The sequence below is a fragment of the Novosphingobium sp. genome, assembly GCF_965228995.1.
Classification (GTDB): Bacteria; Pseudomonadota; Alphaproteobacteria; order Sphingomonadales; family Sphingomonadaceae; genus Novosphingobium.
This window is the reverse complement of the sequence record NZ_OZ245852.1, coordinates 4059473-4075856: the sequence shown is the minus strand read 5'-3', so window position 1 is coordinate 4075856 and position 16384 is coordinate 4059473. Positions and strand designations below refer to the sequence as shown.

Below are 16384 nucleotides of genomic sequence, written 5' to 3'. Positions count from 1 at the left end.
CATGCCCGATACCGCCCTGCCGCTTGACCCTGCGATCCTGCCGCACAGCGCTGGCAGCGCGATCCTGCGCGGCATCCGGGGCAAGTGCCCGCGCTGCGGGGGTACGCATCTGTTTACAGGCGGGCTCAAGCCGGTCGAGCGGTGCCGGATGTGCGGGCAGAACTGGACGCTGCACGCGGCCGACGATTTCCCGCCCTATATCGCGATCCTTCTGACCGGCCACTTGATGGCGCCGGTGATCATCGGCCTCGGCAAGATCGAGAGCCTGCCGGAATGGGCAATGATGCTGATCGCGCTGGTCCTGGCCGCATCACTGATCGCCGCGATCCTGCGCCCCGCCAAGGGCGGCGTAATCGCGCTGCAGTGGTGGCTGGGGATGCAGGGCTTTGCCGGGCATTCGGGGAAGGTTGAGGCTGGGGTGGCGTAGTCCTCCCCATTTTCACGAAGTGCAAATGGGGAGGTGGCAGCCCGCAGGGCTGACGGAGGGGCCTCTACCCCTCCACCACCCGCTACGCGGGCGGTCCCCCTCCCCGTTTGTCCTTCGGAAAAACAGGGAGGACCAGACATCACACGCATTTGGCGTAAGGCGGTAAATGGTTCGGCATGAGCGCATGGATTATGGCCGCCGCTTAACGTCGACACATCGCGCCAGCTTTTCGTGGTTCGGATAGTCGATGCAGTAGCCGAGTTTCTCAAGCTGCTCTTCCTTGGCGGTGCCCGCGTCGCAATCGGGCGAACCACTGACGCCGCCGCCCGCATTCACACAAGCAGCATTTAGCCGCTTGATCGCCTCGTAGAGTTCCACCGCCGCACTTGTAAGCTTGTGCTCGGAGACCGAATTCTGGGCGGGCGTAACGGAGGCCGGGACCGTCGCCGAAATGCTCGGGGTCGGCTGGCTTGTCTTCGTTTCTTGCGGCTCTGTCTGGTTGGCAGGCAAACTGCAACCGCTCAGGAGCAGTGCAAACACCCCTCGTTTATAGGCGAACCCCCTCACAAAAAGTTGTTCGGCCAGATCATCGTGCGCCACATATGCGCTGATGGCGAACCATCATAGCCCAGCCCTTCCTCCGGCTCCTTGAAGTTCCGTCCGATCACGTCTTCCAGTTCCTCCGGTTGCACCACCGGGAAATCGTCGAAGAAGTAGGTGTCGTAGAGCGTCATCTGCCGCGCGGTCATGTACCACTTGTGGTTCTTCGCGTACTCGGCGTCGCGCAGCAGGTAGTCCGGCACCTGATAGTCCGGGCCGAAGAAGGCGTGGTAGCTTTCGGGGTAAGCATAGCCGGCGGCTTCATCGGGCACATAGCGCAGCGCCTGGTGGTACTTCACCGCGAAGGCCACTTCGGGATCGACATAGGGCTCGACCAGCTGCGCGCTCCAGTAGCCGTGGTCGCAGCGGATCAGGCAGCCGTTGGAAATGTCGTGGAGCAGGCAGGCCATTACGACCTTTTCCGGCAGCCCATCATCCAGCGCGCGCTTGGCGCTGACAAGGAGGTGGCGCACGGTGATATCGCCGAAGCGGCAGCGGAAGAAATCCAGCAGGCGCGGGCGCTCGGGCATGCGCGGGAGCGCGGGGTTGTCGCCCATCATGAACACCGTCTTGGGGTTCAGGCGCTTGAGCAATTCGCCCTCGTTGTCGACGAAATCGGTGCCCTTCCAGCCAACGGGCGAGGGGTAGATCAGGCGTTCGCGGCCATCCTGCGGCCACTCTCTGTCCTTGGGGGGTCTGGTGTCGTCGGTCATGTGCGGGAGGGTAGGCGCGGCGCTGCCACTGGGCAAGCGCCGCGCCGATGCCTCAGAGGACTTCGAACAGCCCCGCCGCGCCCATGCCGCCGCCGACGCACATCGTCACGACGACATGCTTCGCGCCCCGGCGCTTACCCTCGATCAGCGCGTGCATCACACCGCGTGCGCCGGTCATGCCATAGGGGTGGCCGATCGAGATGGCGCCGCCGTTGACGTTGAGCAGCTCGTTGGGGATGCCCAGCTTGTCACGGCAATAGAGCACCTGGACAGCGAAAGCCTCGTTGAGTTCCCACAGGCCGATGTCATCCATCTTCAGGCCGAAGCGCTTGAGCAGGGCGGGGACTGCAAAGACCGGGCCGATGCCCATTTCATCCGGCTCGGTGCCAGCAGCGGCCATACCGACATAGCGGCCCAGCGGGGCGAGGCCCTTCTGCGCGGCAACCCCGGCTTCCATCAGCACGACGGCGGCCGAACCATCCGAAAGCTGGCTGGCATTGCCGGCGGTCACGATGCCACCTTCGATCACGGGCTTGAGCGCCTGCAGGTTTTCGAGCGTGGTCGAGGGGCGGTTGCCCTCGTCCTTGGTGAGCGTCACGTCGTGCATCGTGATCTCGCCGGTTTCCTTGTTCTGCACGCCCATCGAGGCGCTGGCCGCCACGATCTCGTCATCGAACTTGCCCGCAGCCTGCGCGGCGGCGGTGCGCTGCTGCGATTGCAGGGCGTATTCGTCGCAGGCTTCGCGGCTGATGTTGTAGCGCTTGCCGACGGTTTCAGCGGTCTGCAACATCGGCATGTAGACCGCGTTGTGCATGGCAATGAGGCTGCGATCAGGCGCGACGCGCATGTCCTTGGTCTGGACGAGGCTGATCGATTCCTGACCGCCCGCGGCGACGACATCCATGCGGTCGACAATGATCTGCTTGGCGGCCGTGGCGATGGTCATCAGGCCCGATGAGCACTGGCGGTCCATGCTCTGGCCCGAGACGGTGACGGGCAGGCCCGCACGCAGCGCGACCTGGCGGGCGATGTTGCCGGCCTGCGTACCCTGCTGAAGCGCCGAGCCCCACACGACGTCGTCGATCTCGGCGCCTTCGACCCCGGCGCGGGCGACGGCAGCTTGCAGCGAAAGCGCGCCCAGCGTCGCCCCGGGGGTGGCGTTGAACGCGCCCTTGTAGGCGCGGCCGATGGGGGTGCGGGCGGCAGCGACGATAACGGCATCACGCATGGTTGGTCTCCTTGGAACTTGTCAGAGGGGGGCTTGAGCAATGGGATTGCCGCCGAAGCGGTCGCGCAGTTCGCGTTTCAGCACTTTGCCGATCGGGCTGCGCGGCAGTTCATCGATCACTTCGATGCGGGAAATGCGCTGGGTCTTGCCGAGTGCGCGGTTGGCTTCGACGCGGATGGCTTCGGGATCGGCGGCAGGATCGGCGAGGACGACGACGGCCAGCGGGGTTTCGCCCCATTGGTCGGAAGGGATGCCAACAACGGCCGCTTCCTTCACCGCGCTCTGGCGGGTCAGTTCGGCCTCAAGGTCGGTCGGGAAGATGTTGAACCCGCCCGAGATGATCATGTCCTTGGCGCGGTCCATCAGGATGAGGAAGCCGTCCTCATCGAACCGGCCCACATCGCCATGGCGCAGGTAGCGGTTGCCCTCCGTGTCGTACCATTCCATCTCCCGCGTCTTGGCGGGCTGGCCGTGGTAGCCGTTCATCATGATCGGCGAGCGGCCGACGATCTCTCCAACCGCGCCTTGCGGCAGTTCGTTGCCGTCCTCGTCGATGATCTTGATGACGTGGCCGGGCGAAGGCTGGCCGACGGTGTGGAGCTTGTCGGGATGCTTGTGCGCGACAAGGTTGGTGGTCGCGCCGCCCTCGGTAAGGCCGTAGCCTTCGACCAGGCCGCCCGGCCAGCGCTTCAGCACATCGGCTTTGAGCCAGGCGGGGAACGGCGCGGAGGTGCAGGACTTGAGCCGGTAGCACGAGAGATCGAAGCTATCGAAATCCGGGTGCTCCATGATCCGGCGGTATTGCACCGGCACGAGCATGGCATTGGTGACCCGCTCGCGCTCGCTGAGTTCCAGAAAGGCGCGGGCATCGAACTTCTTCATCAGCACCACTTTGCCCGCTGCCGTGAGCGTGGGGAGGAAGCTGACGAGCGTGGTGTTCGAATAGAGCGGCGTCGAGCAGATCGTCGCGCTGTCGTCGTCAAAGCCGGAACCGAGCCCGCGGCGGACATATTCGTGGCGCATCTGGTGCGACTGGACGATGCCCTTGGGAACGCCGGTGGTGCCCGAGGAATAGATGATGTTGAAGGGGTCTTCCGGGGCGGGCAGGCGTTCCTCCGGCTTCGCGCCTGCGGGGGCGATCCACTCGGAAAAGGGAACGCCCGCCGCGCTGTCATCGAGCGCGATGCGCTTCACGTGATCCGGGAAGGGCAGGCCCGCGAGCCCCTCCGCCATGGCGGCGTCGAGCAACAGCACGCGGCTGGTGCTGTCGGCCAGCATGGCGAGCACGGTGGGCGGCGCGGCGGTCGAGGTGAGCGGTGCCGCGACGGCCCCGGCGCGCAAGGCGCCGAGGAAGGCGAGCCCGGTGTTCACCGAATTGCTCGCCGCGATGGCGACAGGCTCGTTCGCCGCCACCCCTTCGCGCTGCAATGCTGCGGCCACGCGGTCGAGCATGGCGTCGAGACCGGCCCATGACAGGCGCGTGGTCTCGTCCGCCAGGGCGATGGCCTCACCCCTCCGCGCCGCGTGAGCGCGCAGGATCACGCTCAGCGGAATGAACGGGGCTTCGACGATATCCTCAATACGCATGGCCTGATCGCCCTCAGTCGAACGTTTCGCCGGCTGCGGCCTTCTTCGCCAGCAGCGGGGCAACGGGGAGGCCGTGCTTTTCAAGGCCGGCGACGACCGTGCCAAGGCCGATGTGGCTTGCCCAGAACATCGGGCCGCCGGTCCACGCGGGCCAGCCATAGCCATTGAGCCAGACGGTATCGATATCGGAAGCGCGCTGCGAGATGCCTTCCTCGAGGATGAGCGCACCTTCGCTGATCATCGGATAGAGCAGGCGTTCGAGGATTTCTGCCGCGTCGATCGTGCGCTGCGGCTTGCCGGCCTTCGCTGCCCATTCGGCGATCAGGCCGCGCGTGACCGCAGCCGGCGTGCGCTGGCGGTTCTCGTCGTAATCGTAGTAGCCCTTGCCGGTCTTCTGGCCCCAGCGCCCTTGCGCGCAGAGCGCATCGCGCAGGGTTTCGATGCGGCTGGGGTCGCGGTGCCAGCCGATGTCGAGGCCCGCAAGGTCCGCCATCTGGAACGGACCCATCGGGAAGCCGAATTCGAGCAGGGCGTTGTCAACCTCGGCGAAGTCCGCGCCTTCCATGATGAGGGCATTGGCCTGCTCCTGCCGCTTGCTGAGCATGCGATTGCCGATGAAGCCGTCGCACACGCCCGAGACGACGGGGACTTTGCCGATCTTCACCGCGAGCGCCATCACCGTGCCGAGCACATCTTTGGCGGTGGCCGAGCCGCGCACGACTTCGAGCAGCTTCATCACGTTGGCGGGGGAGAAGAAGTGCATGCCGAGCACGGCTTCGGGGCGCTTTGTGCAAGCGGCGATCTGGTTCACGTCGAGGTAGCTTGTGTTGCTGGCAAGGATCGCGCCCTGCTTCACGATGCCATCAAGCTTGCCGAAAACCTCCTTCTTGACGTCCATGCTTTCGTAGACCGCCTCGATCACCAGATCGGCATCTGCAAGCGCGCCGAACTCGAGCGTCGGGGTCAGGCGGCCCATCGCAGCTTCGGCGAGGGCGGCGTCCAGCTTGCCGCGCTTCACGGTGTTCTCGTAGTTGCGGCGCATGGTGGCAACGCCGCGGTCGAGCGCTTCCTGCGTCATTTCGACGATGGTGACGGGAATGCCGGCAGTGAGGAAGTTCATCGTGATGCCGCCGCCCATGGTGCCCGCGCCGATGACGCCGACCTTGTTCACGGGAAGCAGCGCAGTGTCGGCGGGAATATCGTCGATCGTCGCGGCGAGTTTGCGCGCCGCATCGATGTGCTCTTTCGCGCCGGAAATGGGATCGGACATCGTGGTATCTCCTTGGGTAGGCTCAGGCGTGACTGCGCGTCATCGCTGAATAGACCAGCGTTTTGAGCTGGCGGCGGATGGGATAGCTGGATGAGGGGAAAAGCTGGGTCATGAAGACCATGTGCAGCTTCTCGACCGGATCGACGAAGAAGGCGGTCGAATGGATGCCGCCCCAGTGGAATTCGCCGCGTGAGCCGGGAATCAGCGTTTTGGCCGGATCGATCACGACGCCGAAACCGAGGCCGAAGCCGATGCCGGCATTGCCGGATTCGCTGAACAGCGCTTTGGAAAGCGTCGTAAGGTCCGCTCCGCCGGGGAGGTGGTTCGATGCCATCAAGGCCAGCGTCTTGGGCGAGATCAGCGGCGCACCGCCCTTGGCGAGCGCGGCGCAGAAGCGGTGGTAGTCCGTCGTCGTCGAGAGGAGGCCACCGCCGCCGCTTTCGAAGCGCGGCGCGCGCAGGGTGTTCGACTTGTCCGCATGGTCGATCAGCGTCGGCGCGCCCAGCGGATTCCAGGCCCAGCTATCGGTAAGGCGGTGCGCCTTTTCGGGTGGGCAGTGGAAGCCGGTATCGACCATGCCGAGCGGGGCGAAGATGCGGGCCTGGAAGAATTCGCCGAGGCTCATGCCGGAAAGCCGCGCAACCACCACGCCCAGCACATCGGTGCTGACCGAGTAGTTCCAGCTCGTGCCCGGATCGAATTCTAGCGGGAGCTTGGCGAGTTCGGCAATGAAGTGATCGCTGCCGGGAAGCGAGGCATGCCCGTCAAGCCGGCCCTTGCGGTAAGCGGCATCGACATTGGTGCGGTTCTGGATGCCGTAGGTCAGGCCCGACATGTGGGTTAGCAGGTCGACCATGCGCATCGGATTGGTCGCTGCGCGGGTGGGGAAGAACGGCGCATCGCCGCCGCCGCCGTTGTAGATGCCGAGCCCGGCGAACTCCGTGATCACCTTGGTGACGGGATCGTCGAGCGCGACTTTGCCCTCCTCCAGCAGCATCATGAATGCGGTGCTGGTGAGCGGCTTGGTCATCGAGGCGATGCGGTAGATCGCATCTTCGGCGAGCGGCGTGCCATCAGCGCGGGCCTTGCCGAGCGTGATGCGGTGAATGGGCTGGCCTTCGCGCGCGATCAGCAAGTCGCCATGGGGCAGCAGGCCGGGGGCGACATAGCGCTCGTCCAGAAATGCAGCGATGCGGGCAAGGCGGCCGGCATCGAAGCCGTGGGCGGCAGGATCAGCAAGCGCGATCATCCGAACACCGCCACCGATTGCAGACCGTGCATGACTTCGACACCTTCACTGTTCCACAGGCGCAAGGTTTCGCTGCTGAAACCGTTGCCCATGTGGTTCGAGCTGGTTTCGAGCAGCCACCAGCCTTCGCGCGTTGCGGGCACTTCGCCGAGGATCGTCAGCGCCCAGGTGATCGAGCTGATCGGGCCAAGGCGCTCCATCGCGCGGGCCGAGCCGGGGGGCAGCGCATCGCCGATACCGACAAGTTCGGCGACAGGATCAAGGTCTGCGCGGTCCTTCAGACGCACCCAGCGGCGGATCGTGCCGTGGGGCGAGCCGCCGGCCGGATCGGCGCGGCGCATGTCCATCCGCGCGGTGAAGGCGGGGGCCATGTCAGTGGAGCCGAGGCTGGGGGAATCTTCCGGCTGGACGAGCTCCGGCTCGATCCTGGCCGCCACGGAGCCGTTGCTGCCGCGCCCGGCGCCAAACAGCCAGAGCGTGCGCTGGACGAGTGCGCCGTCGCAATACAAGGAGGTTTCGACTTGCGCGACACTGCGGCCCTGCCGGAGCATCACGGCTTCAGCTTCCAGATGTTCACCCACCGGCGCGACGAAGCCGACTTGCGCTGCGCGCAGCGGGGGCAAGCCCGGAAAAGCTTTCACGGCGGCGGCATAGGCGATCGAGGCAGCGGCGCCGCCATACATCGTGCGGCCCTGCATCCAGCCAGCCGCGCCATCGAGCTTGAAGCGCCCTTCACCCAGCGGAACAAGCCGGGCCGCGAGCGCGCCGAGGCCCATGTCTGCTTCGTGCAGCGCCGGTTCGACCGGGTCCGTGCCATCGGCTGGCGGCAAATTCTGTCCCCTCTCGCGAATCTTCTCGGTGGCGCCGGATTAGGTCATCAAGGGGGATCAGGGAAGCGCTTTGCGTGGGCGCGCCAGCCGGAAAAACACAGCAATTCCCACGGATTTGGTGGCTTCCGCTACGGCATCGGGCGGTTTGGCGGGCCTTGCTGCAAGGCGGGGCTGACACTAGTCTTGCCCGCAACCAACTGCCGCCGATCCGAGCGGCCCCCCTGAGGATGTCATGACCGAACCGAACCCCGAACCAACTTGCGCACTTCCCACGATTCCCGCCGGCTGGCCCGTGCATACGCTGGCCGAAATCCGCGCGGAACTTTGCGCGCCCGGCCAGCCGTTCGAGATGGAAACCGTGACGATCCGCGGTGTGCCGACGCGCGTGTGGAAGAATGCTCTGCCCGATCTGCGCGGCGTGCTGGCGGCGGCGCGCACGCACGGCGCTGCCGATTTCCTCGTCTACGGCGAGGAGCGAGTGACCTTCGATGCCTTCCACCGCGCGGTGGCAGCTCTGGCGGCGGCGCTGGCCGCGCGCGGCGTGGGCAAGGGCGACCGGGTGGCGCTGGCCATGCGCAACCTGCCGGAATGGCCGGTCGCGTTCATGGCCACCTGCGCGATCGGGGCGATCATCGTGCCGCTCAACGCGTGGTGGACGGGCGAGGAACTGGCGTTCGCGCTGGAGGATAGCGGATCGCGGGTGCTGATCGCCGATGCCGATCGCTGGGCGCGGATTGCGCCCCACGTTGAAGGGCTGCCGCTGCAGCAGGTGGTCGTATCGCGCGGTCAGGGCGAGGGCGCCGAACGGCTGGAGGATCTGATCGGCGCACCTGCCAGCTGGCCTGAGTTGCCCGATGCGGAACTGCCCGAGGCGCAGATCGCCAGCGACGATCCCGCCGGCATCTTCTACACCAGCGGCACGACCGGGCGGCCCAAGGGCGCGCTTGGCACGCATCGCAATCTCACCACCAACATCATGACCAGCGCGTGGAGCGGCGCGCAATCGGCGCGGCGGCGGGGTGAAGGACTGCCTGAGCCGCGCCCGCGCGTCATCCTGCTCGCGGTGCCGTTCTTCCACGCCACCGCCTTTTCCGCGACCCTGATGGGCTCGCTCGCCGGTGGCAGCCGGCTCGTGCTTCTCCACAAGTGGGATACGCTCGCGGCCATGCGCCTGATCGAGCAAGAGCGCGTGACGATGACCGGCGGCGTGCCGTTCATCGCCTGGCAGCTGATCGAACATCCGGATCGGGAGAAGTTCGATCTCTCGAGCCTCGAGGCCATCGCCTATGGCGGCGCGCCTTCCGCGCCCGAACTCGTTACGGCGATCTGGCAGACCTTCGGCGCGCTCCCCGGCAACGGCTGGGGCATGACCGAGACCTCTGCGACGGTGACCCACCATATGGCCGAGGACTATCTCAACCGGCCATCGAGCTGCGGCCCGGCGGCTCCGGTCGCCAGTCTGGAAATCCGCGCCGACGATGGCGTTACCGTGCTGCCGCCGAACACGGTGGGCGAGCTTTGGGCGAGCGGGCCGATGATCGTCGCAGGGTACTGGAACCGCCCGGAGGCGACCGAGCAGACGTTCGTGGACGGCTGGGTGCGGACGGGCGATCTGGCACGGCTCGACGACGAAGGCTTCTGCACCATCGTCGACCGCGCCAAGGACGTGATCATCCGGGGCGGCGAGAACATCTACTCGATCGAGGTCGAGAACGTGCTCTACGAGCATCCCGCCGTGACCGACGCGGCGCTGGTGGGCATCCCGCACCGCACTTTGGGCGAGGAACCGGCGGCGGTCGTTTATCTGTCGCCCGGCACGGAGGCGAGCGAGGAGGAACTGCGCGCCTTTGTCGCGGCGCGGCTCGCGGGCTTCAAGGTGCCGGTGCGGATTGCCTTCATCGCCCAGACCCTGCCGCGCAACGCCAACGGCAAGGTCCTCAAGAACGAGCTCAAGGCCATGCTGGCTGATTCCGGGCTGGCAGAAACGTGAGATGGCGCCGCCATGCGTGCATGCGATGATGGCGGCGAGGATAAGGGAGAGCAGGACATGACTGAAGAAGCAACCGCAGGCGAGCGGCGCACGGGTGGATGCCTGTGTGGGGCGGTGCGCTATGAAACTTCGTGGCCGCCGCTGCTGACGGGCGTGTGCCACTGCCGCCATTGCCAGAAACAGGCGGGCACGGCCTTTTCGGTGCTCGTCGCCGTGCCGTTTGCCGCGCTGGAGCGCAGCGGCGAGCTCACCGTCTATGAGGACGGCAGCGAATCGGGCAATCCGGTCATGCGCAAGTTTTGCGGCACGTGCGGTTCGCCCGTGTTCAGCGAAACGCGCGACGGGATGGCGCAGGGCATGATCTTCATCAAGGCCGGCACCCTCGATAACCCGGACGAACTTGCGCCCACGGTCCATTTCTGGACGACCAGCAAGCAGAACTGGGTGACGCTCCCCGAAGGCGCGGCCTTGCTGGATAAGCAGTAACCGCGCCCGCCAGTCCCGGGCCTGATCCGGGCCTGATCCGGGCCTGATCCGGGCCTGATCCGGGGTGGCGAAGCGGGCGGCTGTGCCTCTTCCTATTCAATGCGCCAGCTTGTTGGAGGACGGCAGGATGGCAATATGCTGCGTGCAAGACCAGCGCGTAAGGTGAGGTTTGCCTTGCCGAACCTGCGCCGCTCACATTCAGGATCCGCCATGGCTGACATTGACCCCCAGATCGACCGTTCCGACCGCTGCCCGGGGATCACCTATACCGATATGCTGGCAGCCGACACGCGCCCCGCGCCCGATTACCTCGTGATGGAATCGACGCAGGAACTGGGCGACGAGCCGCTCGATCCGGATCGCTATACCAGTTCCGCGTTCAAGGCGCTGGAAGACGAGAAGATGTGGCCGAACGTGTGGCAGTTCGCTGCGCGTGAGGAAGACATGCCCGATCCGGGCGATACCGTGGTCTACGAGATCAATGACAAGTCGTTCCTGCTGGTCCGCCAACCGGACGACAGCGTGCGCGCGTTCTACAACGTGTGCCTCCACCGCGGGCGCAAGCTGCGGCTGGAAAGCGGGCGCGCGATCAACTTGCGCTGCCCGTTCCACGGCTTCACCTGGAACAACGACGGCAGCCTCAAGGAAATCCCCTGCTCGTGGGACTTCAAGCACCTCGAAGACAAGGACCTTTCGCTCCCCGAAGTGCGGGTCGAGCGCTGGCAGGGCTTCATCCTCATCACCGAGAACCCGGATCTGCCGGGCTTCCGTGAGTGGATCGGCCCCGGCGTCGAGCATTACGACAACTGGCGGCTCGACGAATGCACCACCGGCGCGTGGGTCGCCCGCATCGTGCCGGCGAACTGGAAGGCCGTGTCCGAGGCGTTCATGGAAGCGTGGCACTCGGTGGTCACGCATCCCCAGATCCTGCCGTTCACCGCAGATGCCAACACGCGGTATGATCTTTACGGCGATCACATGAACCGGGCGATCACGCCCAATGGCACGCTTTCGCCCCACCTCAAGGGCAAGGACCAGCTCTATGTGATCAACAAGCTGGCCGAATTCCTCGGCGCGGGCGATGGCCGCGGCCGCCGCAATGCGAGCGATCCGACCGACATCAAGGGCTTCGATCCGGCCGATCCGCTGCTCGCGCGCAAGGTGCTGGCAGAGGCCAACCGCGAAGGCTTCGCGGCGATGAACGGGCATGATTACTCGCAGGCCTCGGACAGCGAGATGCTCGACAACCTGACCTACAATATCTTCCCCAACTGGAGCCCGTGGGGCGGCTTCGTGCCCAACATCGTCTATCGCTGGCGGCCGTGGAAGGATGCCGATCACTGCCTGATGGAAGTGCGCATCCTGATGCGCGCGCAGAAGGGCGAGAAGCCGGCGCGCGGCCCCGAGATGTTCATGATCCCCGATGACCAGCCCTTCGCCTTTGCCGGCCACCTCATCGGTGCAGCGCTTGCGGGCGTGTTCGATCAGGATATGGAAAACCTGCCGCACGTGCAGCAGGGGATGAAGGCATCCAAGAACAAGCGGCTGGAACTCGGCCACTATCAGGAAACGCGCATCCGCCAGTTCCACCGCACCATGGACAAGTACATTTCCGGCGAATTGCCCAAGACCGCGTGATGCATCGGCTTGAAGGGCGCGTCGCGCTGGTGACGGGCGCGCTGCGCGGCATAGGCCTTGCGGCGGTGGAGCGGCTGCTGGCCGAGGGCGCGTCGGTGGTGCTTACCGACCTTCCCGATCCCGGTGCGGCGGACGTTGTCGCAGTGCTCGGCCGGTTGGGGCCTTCCGCGCACTACCTGCAGCTCAACGTGACGCAGGAGCCTGATTGGCAGGCGGCCGCCGAGCAAGTTCGCGCCGATCACGGGCGGCTCGATGTGCTTGTCGCCAACGCCGGCACCGATTGCACCGCGCGGGTCGAGGAAATCAGCCTTGCCGATTGGCACCGCGTCATGGCGGTCAATGTCGATGGCCTGTTCCTTGGCGTGAAGCACTGCGCGCCGCTGATGGAAGAAAGCGGGCGGACCACGCGCGGCGGCGCCTCGGTCATCGCGATCAGCTCGATCATGGGGATCGTCGGCATCGCCGATGCTTCGGCCTACAACACCTCCAAAGGCGCGGTGCGATTGTTCTGCAAGGCAGTCGCGATCGAGTTTGCGCAGAAGCGCATGCCGATCCGCGTCAATTCGGTGCACCCCGGCTTTGTGCGCACGCGGCTGCTTGAGGAAGGCATGGCGGGCTGGGTGGAGAAGGGCATGGGCGCCTCGGTCGAGGCCTTGATGGAAGGGCTCGGCGCGAGCACGCCGATGGGGCGGATTGCCGATCCTGATGAAATAGCACCGGCCATTGCGTTCCTCGCCTCGGACGACGCGAGCTACATCACCGGCGCCGAACTCGTCGTCGATGGCGGGTGGACCGCGCAATAGGGTAAACCACGCACTCCCCTCGTCCTTGCTCCGCTACGCTCGCCATGACGAAGTTGGAGCATTCGCCTGGCCCAAGCGTTCGGCGTTGGGAGCGAAACCAAGCAGTCCGGAGCGGCGAACAACACCGCTCCGGATCACTCAAACCACACTCACCCCGCCGAAGGCCGGTGCGCCGTGTCGGACCAGTCCTGCCGCGCAACCCACTGGGCCAGCGTTTCGAGCTCGATGCCCGGCAGGCGCTCCATCATCGCTTCGGTGTTCACCTCGAAGGGCTTGGTCGGCGCGTTATTGTTGTAGTTGTAGAACGCGGCGATGCCGGCGGAGAAGGGCTTGCGCTCGGCCTCAGACATCGAATCGCCCAGCGCTGCCACCAGCAGATCGCCGAATTCCTCGGGCGTGCAGGGATCGTACTTTACCGTGTAGCCGAAGTGATCGGACAGAATCTGCGCGACCTGCGGCGGCAGCAGCCGCTCCGGCCCGCCGATATTCATCCATGTGCCTTCCATGTCCGGCCGGTCCATGGCGTGGATCATGATCTTGGCGACATCGTCGAGGCTGATCCAGTTCGCGCCCAGGGTTGGCTTGTGCGGATAGACGTAGCGCTTCTCGTGCATGATGAACGGCCGCGCCCAGTTGGTGAGCAGGTTGTCCATGAACAGCACCGAGCCGAATACGGTGGCCGGAACCCCGGAGCGGAACAGCGCGTTGATGCCCGCGGTGTTGCCGGCATAGGTGAAGGCATCGCCCGGCTTGTCCGGAATCCAGCTCGAGGTGTTCCAGACGAAGCGCTTGGCGTCGACTTCCTTGGCCGCCTCGCCGATCCAGCCGGCGAGTTCGGCGCGGGAATCCCTCAGTTGCAAGGGGTGGTTGTAGAACACCGCATCCGAACCCTCGAGCGCCTTGGTGTAGGTCGACCGATCATAGAGATCGATCACCCGCGTCTCGATATCGGCGTTGGTCGGCCCGAGATCGGGCTTCTCGTTGCGCGAAAGCGCGCGGACCTGATGCCCCGCGGCGACAAGCTGGCGCACTTGTGCCAGCCCTTGCCGACCGGTTGCGCCCACGACGGATACCAGTGCCATTTCGCATCTCTCCTTTGGGTGGAAGCTGCCCGGCTCTCGCGTCCGGTGCAGCTGGAATTTCTGGACTCAGCTGCGGATCGCGCTGGCCCCGTCGACATTGAGGTCGGTGCCGCTGGTAAAGCTCGAGTCCTCGCAGGAGAGGAACAAGATCGCGCGCGCCACTTCGTCGGGCTCGCCCACGCGGCCCATCGGATGCGCCGAGGCCATCACCGCCTCGATCTGCTCCGGCGTCGCGCCGCCCGCGTTGAGGTAGCGGTTGTACATCGGCGTGCGGATCGCGCCGGGATGCACGGTGTTGGCGCGGATCGTGAGGCCCCGCTCGGCGCAATCGAGCGCCACGGTCCTGGTAAGGTGCGTGACCCCCGCCTTGGAGGCGCAATAGGCCGCCATGTTGCCCGAAGCGCGGTGCGCCAGCATCGAGCCGACGTTGACGATCGTCGCATTCTCGCCCGATGCCGCCAGCGCCGGGATCGCCGCGCGGCAGCCATAGAACGAGCCCGTCAGATTGATATCGATGTGGCGGTGCCAGCTATCGAGATCGACATCGACGGTATTTCCCGGTTCGGAAATGCCCGCGATATTGCACAGCGTGGTGAGCTTGCCGAAGCGCGCCAAAGTCGCTGCGACCGCCGCTTCCCACTGCTCCAGATTGCGCACATCAAGCTGCACCGCATCGGCATTCGGGCCGAGTTCGGCAGCGTAGGCCTTTGCCTTGTCCACTTGCAGGTCGCCCAGCATCACGCTGCCGCCCTCAGCCACGAACAGCGCCGCAACCGTGCCGCCAATCCCTTCCGCACCGCCCGAAATGAGCGCGACCTTGCCGGTCATCTTCCCCATGAACTAGCGCTCCAGAATGCACACACCGGAAAGGCCGGGTGCGCCGTAGACGTGGCTGTAGGCGGCCTTGGGCGCGCCCGGCACCTGCCGCCCACCGCCGCGCCCGCGGAGCTGCACGGTGTTTTCATAGACCTGCCTGAGGCCCGAAGCGCCGATCGGCTCGCCGCAGGCCAGGCATCCGCCATCGGTGTTCACCGGCAGCTTGCCGGTAACCTCGGTGCGGCCTTCACGCAGCCACTGCTCCTGATCGCCGTCCTTGCAGAAGCCGTTCTCGGCCATGTGCATGATCTCGGCGCCGGATTCGGTATCCTGCAGCTGTGCGACCGAAATGTCCTCCGGCCCGATGCCGGCCTGCTCGAAAGCGGCCTTCGAGGCGAGGATCGTAGGCTTGCCGCCGTTCTCGATATCGACTGAAGGCGCGAAGACTTCGAACGAGCCCGGCGGGCGCGTGCGCACCGCAACGCTGGCGATCCTGACCGCATCCGCGCCCAGTTCGCGCACTTTCTTGCCGCTCGCCAGGATCAGCGCCACCGCGCCTTCGGCGGGGGCGCAGAACATGTATTTCGTCAGCGGATCATTGACCATCGGCGCGTTGAGGATCGTTTCCAGATCGACCGGCGAACGCCGCCAGGCATGATCGGCGTGGACACCGTTGCGGAAGGCCTTCTCGGCCACGCGGCCCAAGGTTTCGCGGCTGATCCCGTAGAGCTGCATATAGCGCTGGATCTTCAATGCGAAGAACTGCGTCGTCAGCATCATGCCGGTCTGGCCGTACCATTCGGGCAGGCCGTAATCGCGCGGCTTGGCATTGAACGCGCCGCGCGGGTGCTTGTCGAAGCCGACAGCCAGCGCCACGTCGAACTCCCCCGCCGCAATCGCATTGCGCGCCGAGGCGAGCGCAGAGCCGCCGGTGGCGCAGCCGTTGGCAACGTTGATGAACGGCAGGCCGGTGAGCCCCAGCTCATTGACCATGATGTCCGCGCTGCCCGCTGCGGCCGAGCCGCCATAGGCGCAGCCCACATCGGTCCATTCGATCCCGGCATCGGCCATCGCCTGCCGTACCGCGTAGACGCCCTGATCGCGGCCCGAACGTCCGTCAGTGCGGCCGAAGGGGTGGATGCCCGCCCCGATGATATAGACGTCTTCCATCACGCTTTCTCCGGACGAAACGCATAAGTCGCGCGGGTCGCGTCAAATGGCGCAACCACGAATTCCATCGGCATGCCGAGCTTCAGATCCTCGAGCTTCGCATCCACGATGCGCGTCTCGACGATCACCTCGCCGGGCAGCTCGACATAGCCGAGGAGGTAGGGCTCGAACGGTTCCGGCCCTTCGAAGGGCTCCTTCGGCTGGAAGTCCTGCCGGGTCCACGACCACAGCGTGCCCTTGCGCGAAAGGCGCCAGGGCTCGACGCCTTCCGCCGCATCGCCGCTGGGGTAGGGGAACACGATCTTGCCGGAGGGAAGCCGCCCGCCGATCAGCGCCGGCTCCGCCTCGTTGGTCCACAAGTTTGCCGCGATGGGCTCAAGCTGCACCATAATGCCTTTCCCGCTGGGTCGGACCGGTTCTCGTAAGGTCCCGTTATGCCGGGCATCGTGGCACCAAATCCCGGGACCGACGATCATTGAAAATGGTAGGCGCGCG

15 protein-coding genes and 1 pseudogene are annotated in these 16384 nt (G+C 65.7%); 5 read left to right on the top strand and 11 right to left on the bottom strand.

Features of this window, described 5'->3' with window-relative positions; translation table 11 throughout:
* Position 1 precedes the first annotated feature (1 nt).
* Positions 2–427: a DUF983 domain-containing protein gene (locus ACO056_RS18630; RefSeq protein WP_421849844.1), complete on the top strand. Its 426-nt coding sequence runs from the start codon at positions 2–4 to the stop codon at positions 425–427.
* Positions 428–616: 189 nt separating this feature from the next.
* Here the strand turns inward: ACO056_RS18630 and ACO056_RS18625 are convergent, their stop codons facing one another.
* The 7 genes and pseudogenes from ACO056_RS18625 to ACO056_RS18595 all read right to left on the bottom strand — a co-directional run bounded on the left by ACO056_RS18625 (position 617) and on the right by ACO056_RS18595 (position 7904).
* A complete protein-coding gene (locus ACO056_RS18625; protein WP_421849842.1) occupies positions 617–1027 on the bottom strand; it encodes a hypothetical protein in 411 nt (136 codons plus the stop codon).
* Positions 991–1740, bottom strand: a complete 750-nt coding sequence (locus tag ACO056_RS18620) for a hypothetical protein (RefSeq protein WP_421849839.1) — start codon at positions 1738–1740, stop codon at positions 991–993. The genes ACO056_RS18625 and ACO056_RS18620 overlap by 37 nt, the downstream gene beginning before the upstream one ends.
* 52 nt (positions 1741–1792) lie before the next feature.
* Positions 1793–2968, bottom strand: coding sequence for an acetyl-CoA C-acyltransferase (locus ACO056_RS18615; protein ID WP_421849836.1), 1176 nt, complete (start codon positions 2966–2968; stop codon positions 1793–1795).
* Positions 2969–2989: 21 nt separating this feature from the next.
* Complete coding sequence (locus ACO056_RS18610; protein ID WP_421849833.1) at positions 2990–4555, bottom strand: class I adenylate-forming enzyme family protein; 1566 nt, start codon at positions 4553–4555, stop codon at positions 2990–2992.
* Between the two features lie 13 nt (positions 4556–4568).
* A pseudogene (locus ACO056_RS18605) lies at positions 4569–5810 on the bottom strand (3-hydroxyacyl-CoA dehydrogenase NAD-binding domain-containing protein); the annotation flags it as partial.
* Between the two features lie 37 nt (positions 5811–5847).
* Complete coding sequence (locus ACO056_RS18600) at positions 5848–7074, bottom strand: serine hydrolase domain-containing protein (protein WP_421849830.1); 1227 nt, start codon at positions 7072–7074, stop codon at positions 5848–5850.
* On the bottom strand, positions 7071–7904 hold the full coding sequence (locus tag ACO056_RS18595; protein ID WP_421849827.1) for a thioesterase family protein: 834 nt from the start codon (positions 7902–7904) through the stop codon (positions 7071–7073). Before ACO056_RS18595 ends, ACO056_RS18600 begins: the two co-directional genes overlap by 4 nt.
* Before the next feature lie 232 nt (positions 7905–8136).
* Between ACO056_RS18595 and ACO056_RS18590 the strand changes: the two genes are divergently transcribed.
* From ACO056_RS18590 to ACO056_RS18575, 4 genes are all read left to right on the top strand, one after another.
* The gene (locus ACO056_RS18590; protein ID WP_421849824.1) at positions 8137–9894 is read left to right on the top strand and encodes a class I adenylate-forming enzyme family protein; all 1758 of its coding nucleotides are present in this window, start codon (positions 8137–8139) and stop codon (positions 9892–9894) included.
* Between the two features lie 57 nt (positions 9895–9951).
* Entirely contained in the window at positions 9952–10380 is a 429-nt protein-coding gene (locus ACO056_RS18585) for a GFA family protein (protein ID WP_421849821.1), read from the top strand.
* A 210-nt stretch (positions 10381–10590) separates the two neighbouring features.
* Positions 10591–12018, top strand: a complete 1428-nt coding sequence (locus ACO056_RS18580) for an aromatic ring-hydroxylating oxygenase subunit alpha (RefSeq protein WP_421849818.1) — start codon at positions 10591–10593, stop codon at positions 12016–12018.
* Positions 12018–12821, top strand: a complete 804-nt coding sequence (locus ACO056_RS18575; RefSeq protein WP_421849816.1) for an SDR family NAD(P)-dependent oxidoreductase — start codon at positions 12018–12020, stop codon at positions 12819–12821. The genes ACO056_RS18580 and ACO056_RS18575 overlap by 1 nt, the downstream gene beginning before the upstream one ends.
* A gap of 149 nt (positions 12822–12970) precedes the next feature.
* Here ACO056_RS18575 and ACO056_RS18570 read toward each other — a convergent pair whose 3' ends face one another.
* The 4 genes from ACO056_RS18570 to ACO056_RS18555 all read right to left on the bottom strand — a co-directional run bounded on the left by ACO056_RS18570 (position 12971) and on the right by ACO056_RS18555 (position 16278).
* Complete coding sequence (locus ACO056_RS18570; RefSeq protein WP_421849813.1) at positions 12971–13903, bottom strand: SDR family oxidoreductase; 933 nt, start codon at positions 13901–13903, stop codon at positions 12971–12973.
* A gap of 66 nt (positions 13904–13969) precedes the next feature.
* A complete protein-coding gene (locus ACO056_RS18565; RefSeq protein ID WP_421849809.1) occupies positions 13970–14740 on the bottom strand; it encodes an SDR family NAD(P)-dependent oxidoreductase in 771 nt (256 codons plus the stop codon).
* A gap of 3 nt (positions 14741–14743) precedes the next feature.
* Positions 14744–15892, bottom strand: a complete 1149-nt coding sequence (locus ACO056_RS18560; protein WP_421849806.1) for a thiolase family protein — start codon at positions 15890–15892, stop codon at positions 14744–14746.
* On the bottom strand, positions 15889–16278 hold the full coding sequence (locus tag ACO056_RS18555) for a Zn-ribbon domain-containing OB-fold protein (RefSeq protein ID WP_421849803.1): 390 nt from the start codon (positions 16276–16278) through the stop codon (positions 15889–15891). The genes ACO056_RS18560 and ACO056_RS18555 overlap by 4 nt, the downstream gene beginning before the upstream one ends.
* Between the last annotated feature and the right edge of the window lie 106 nt (positions 16279–16384).

Coding starts and splice junctions, on each gene's coding strand:
- ACO056_RS18630 (WP_421849844.1), top strand. CDS start 2: ATGCCCGATACCGCCCTGCCGCTTGACCCTGCGATCCTGCCGCACAGC.
- ACO056_RS18620 (WP_421849839.1), bottom strand. CDS start 1,740: ATGACCGACGACACCAGACCCCCCAAGGACAGAGAGTGGCCGCAGGAT.
- ACO056_RS18615 (WP_421849836.1), bottom strand. CDS start 2,968: ATGCGTGATGCCGTTATCGTCGCTGCCGCCCGCACCCCCATCGGCCGC.
- ACO056_RS18610 (WP_421849833.1), bottom strand. CDS start 4,555: ATGCGTATTGAGGATATCGTCGAAGCCCCGTTCATTCCGCTGAGCGTG.
- ACO056_RS18600 (WP_421849830.1), bottom strand. CDS start 7,074: ATGATCGCGCTTGCTGATCCTGCCGCCCACGGCTTCGATGCCGGCCGC.
- ACO056_RS18590 (WP_421849824.1), top strand. CDS start 8,137: ATGACCGAACCGAACCCCGAACCAACTTGCGCACTTCCCACGATTCCC.
- ACO056_RS18585 (WP_421849821.1), top strand. CDS start 9,952: ATGACTGAAGAAGCAACCGCAGGCGAGCGGCGCACGGGTGGATGCCTG.
- ACO056_RS18580 (WP_421849818.1), top strand. CDS start 10,591: ATGGCTGACATTGACCCCCAGATCGACCGTTCCGACCGCTGCCCGGGG.
- ACO056_RS18575 (WP_421849816.1), top strand. CDS start 12,018: ATGCATCGGCTTGAAGGGCGCGTCGCGCTGGTGACGGGCGCGCTGCGC.
- ACO056_RS18570 (WP_421849813.1), bottom strand. CDS start 13,903: ATGGCACTGGTATCCGTCGTGGGCGCAACCGGTCGGCAAGGGCTGGCA.
- ACO056_RS18565 (WP_421849809.1), bottom strand. CDS start 14,740: ATGGGGAAGATGACCGGCAAGGTCGCGCTCATTTCGGGCGGTGCGGAA.
- ACO056_RS18555 (WP_421849803.1), bottom strand. CDS start 16,278: ATGGTGCAGCTTGAGCCCATCGCGGCAAACTTGTGGACCAACGAGGCG.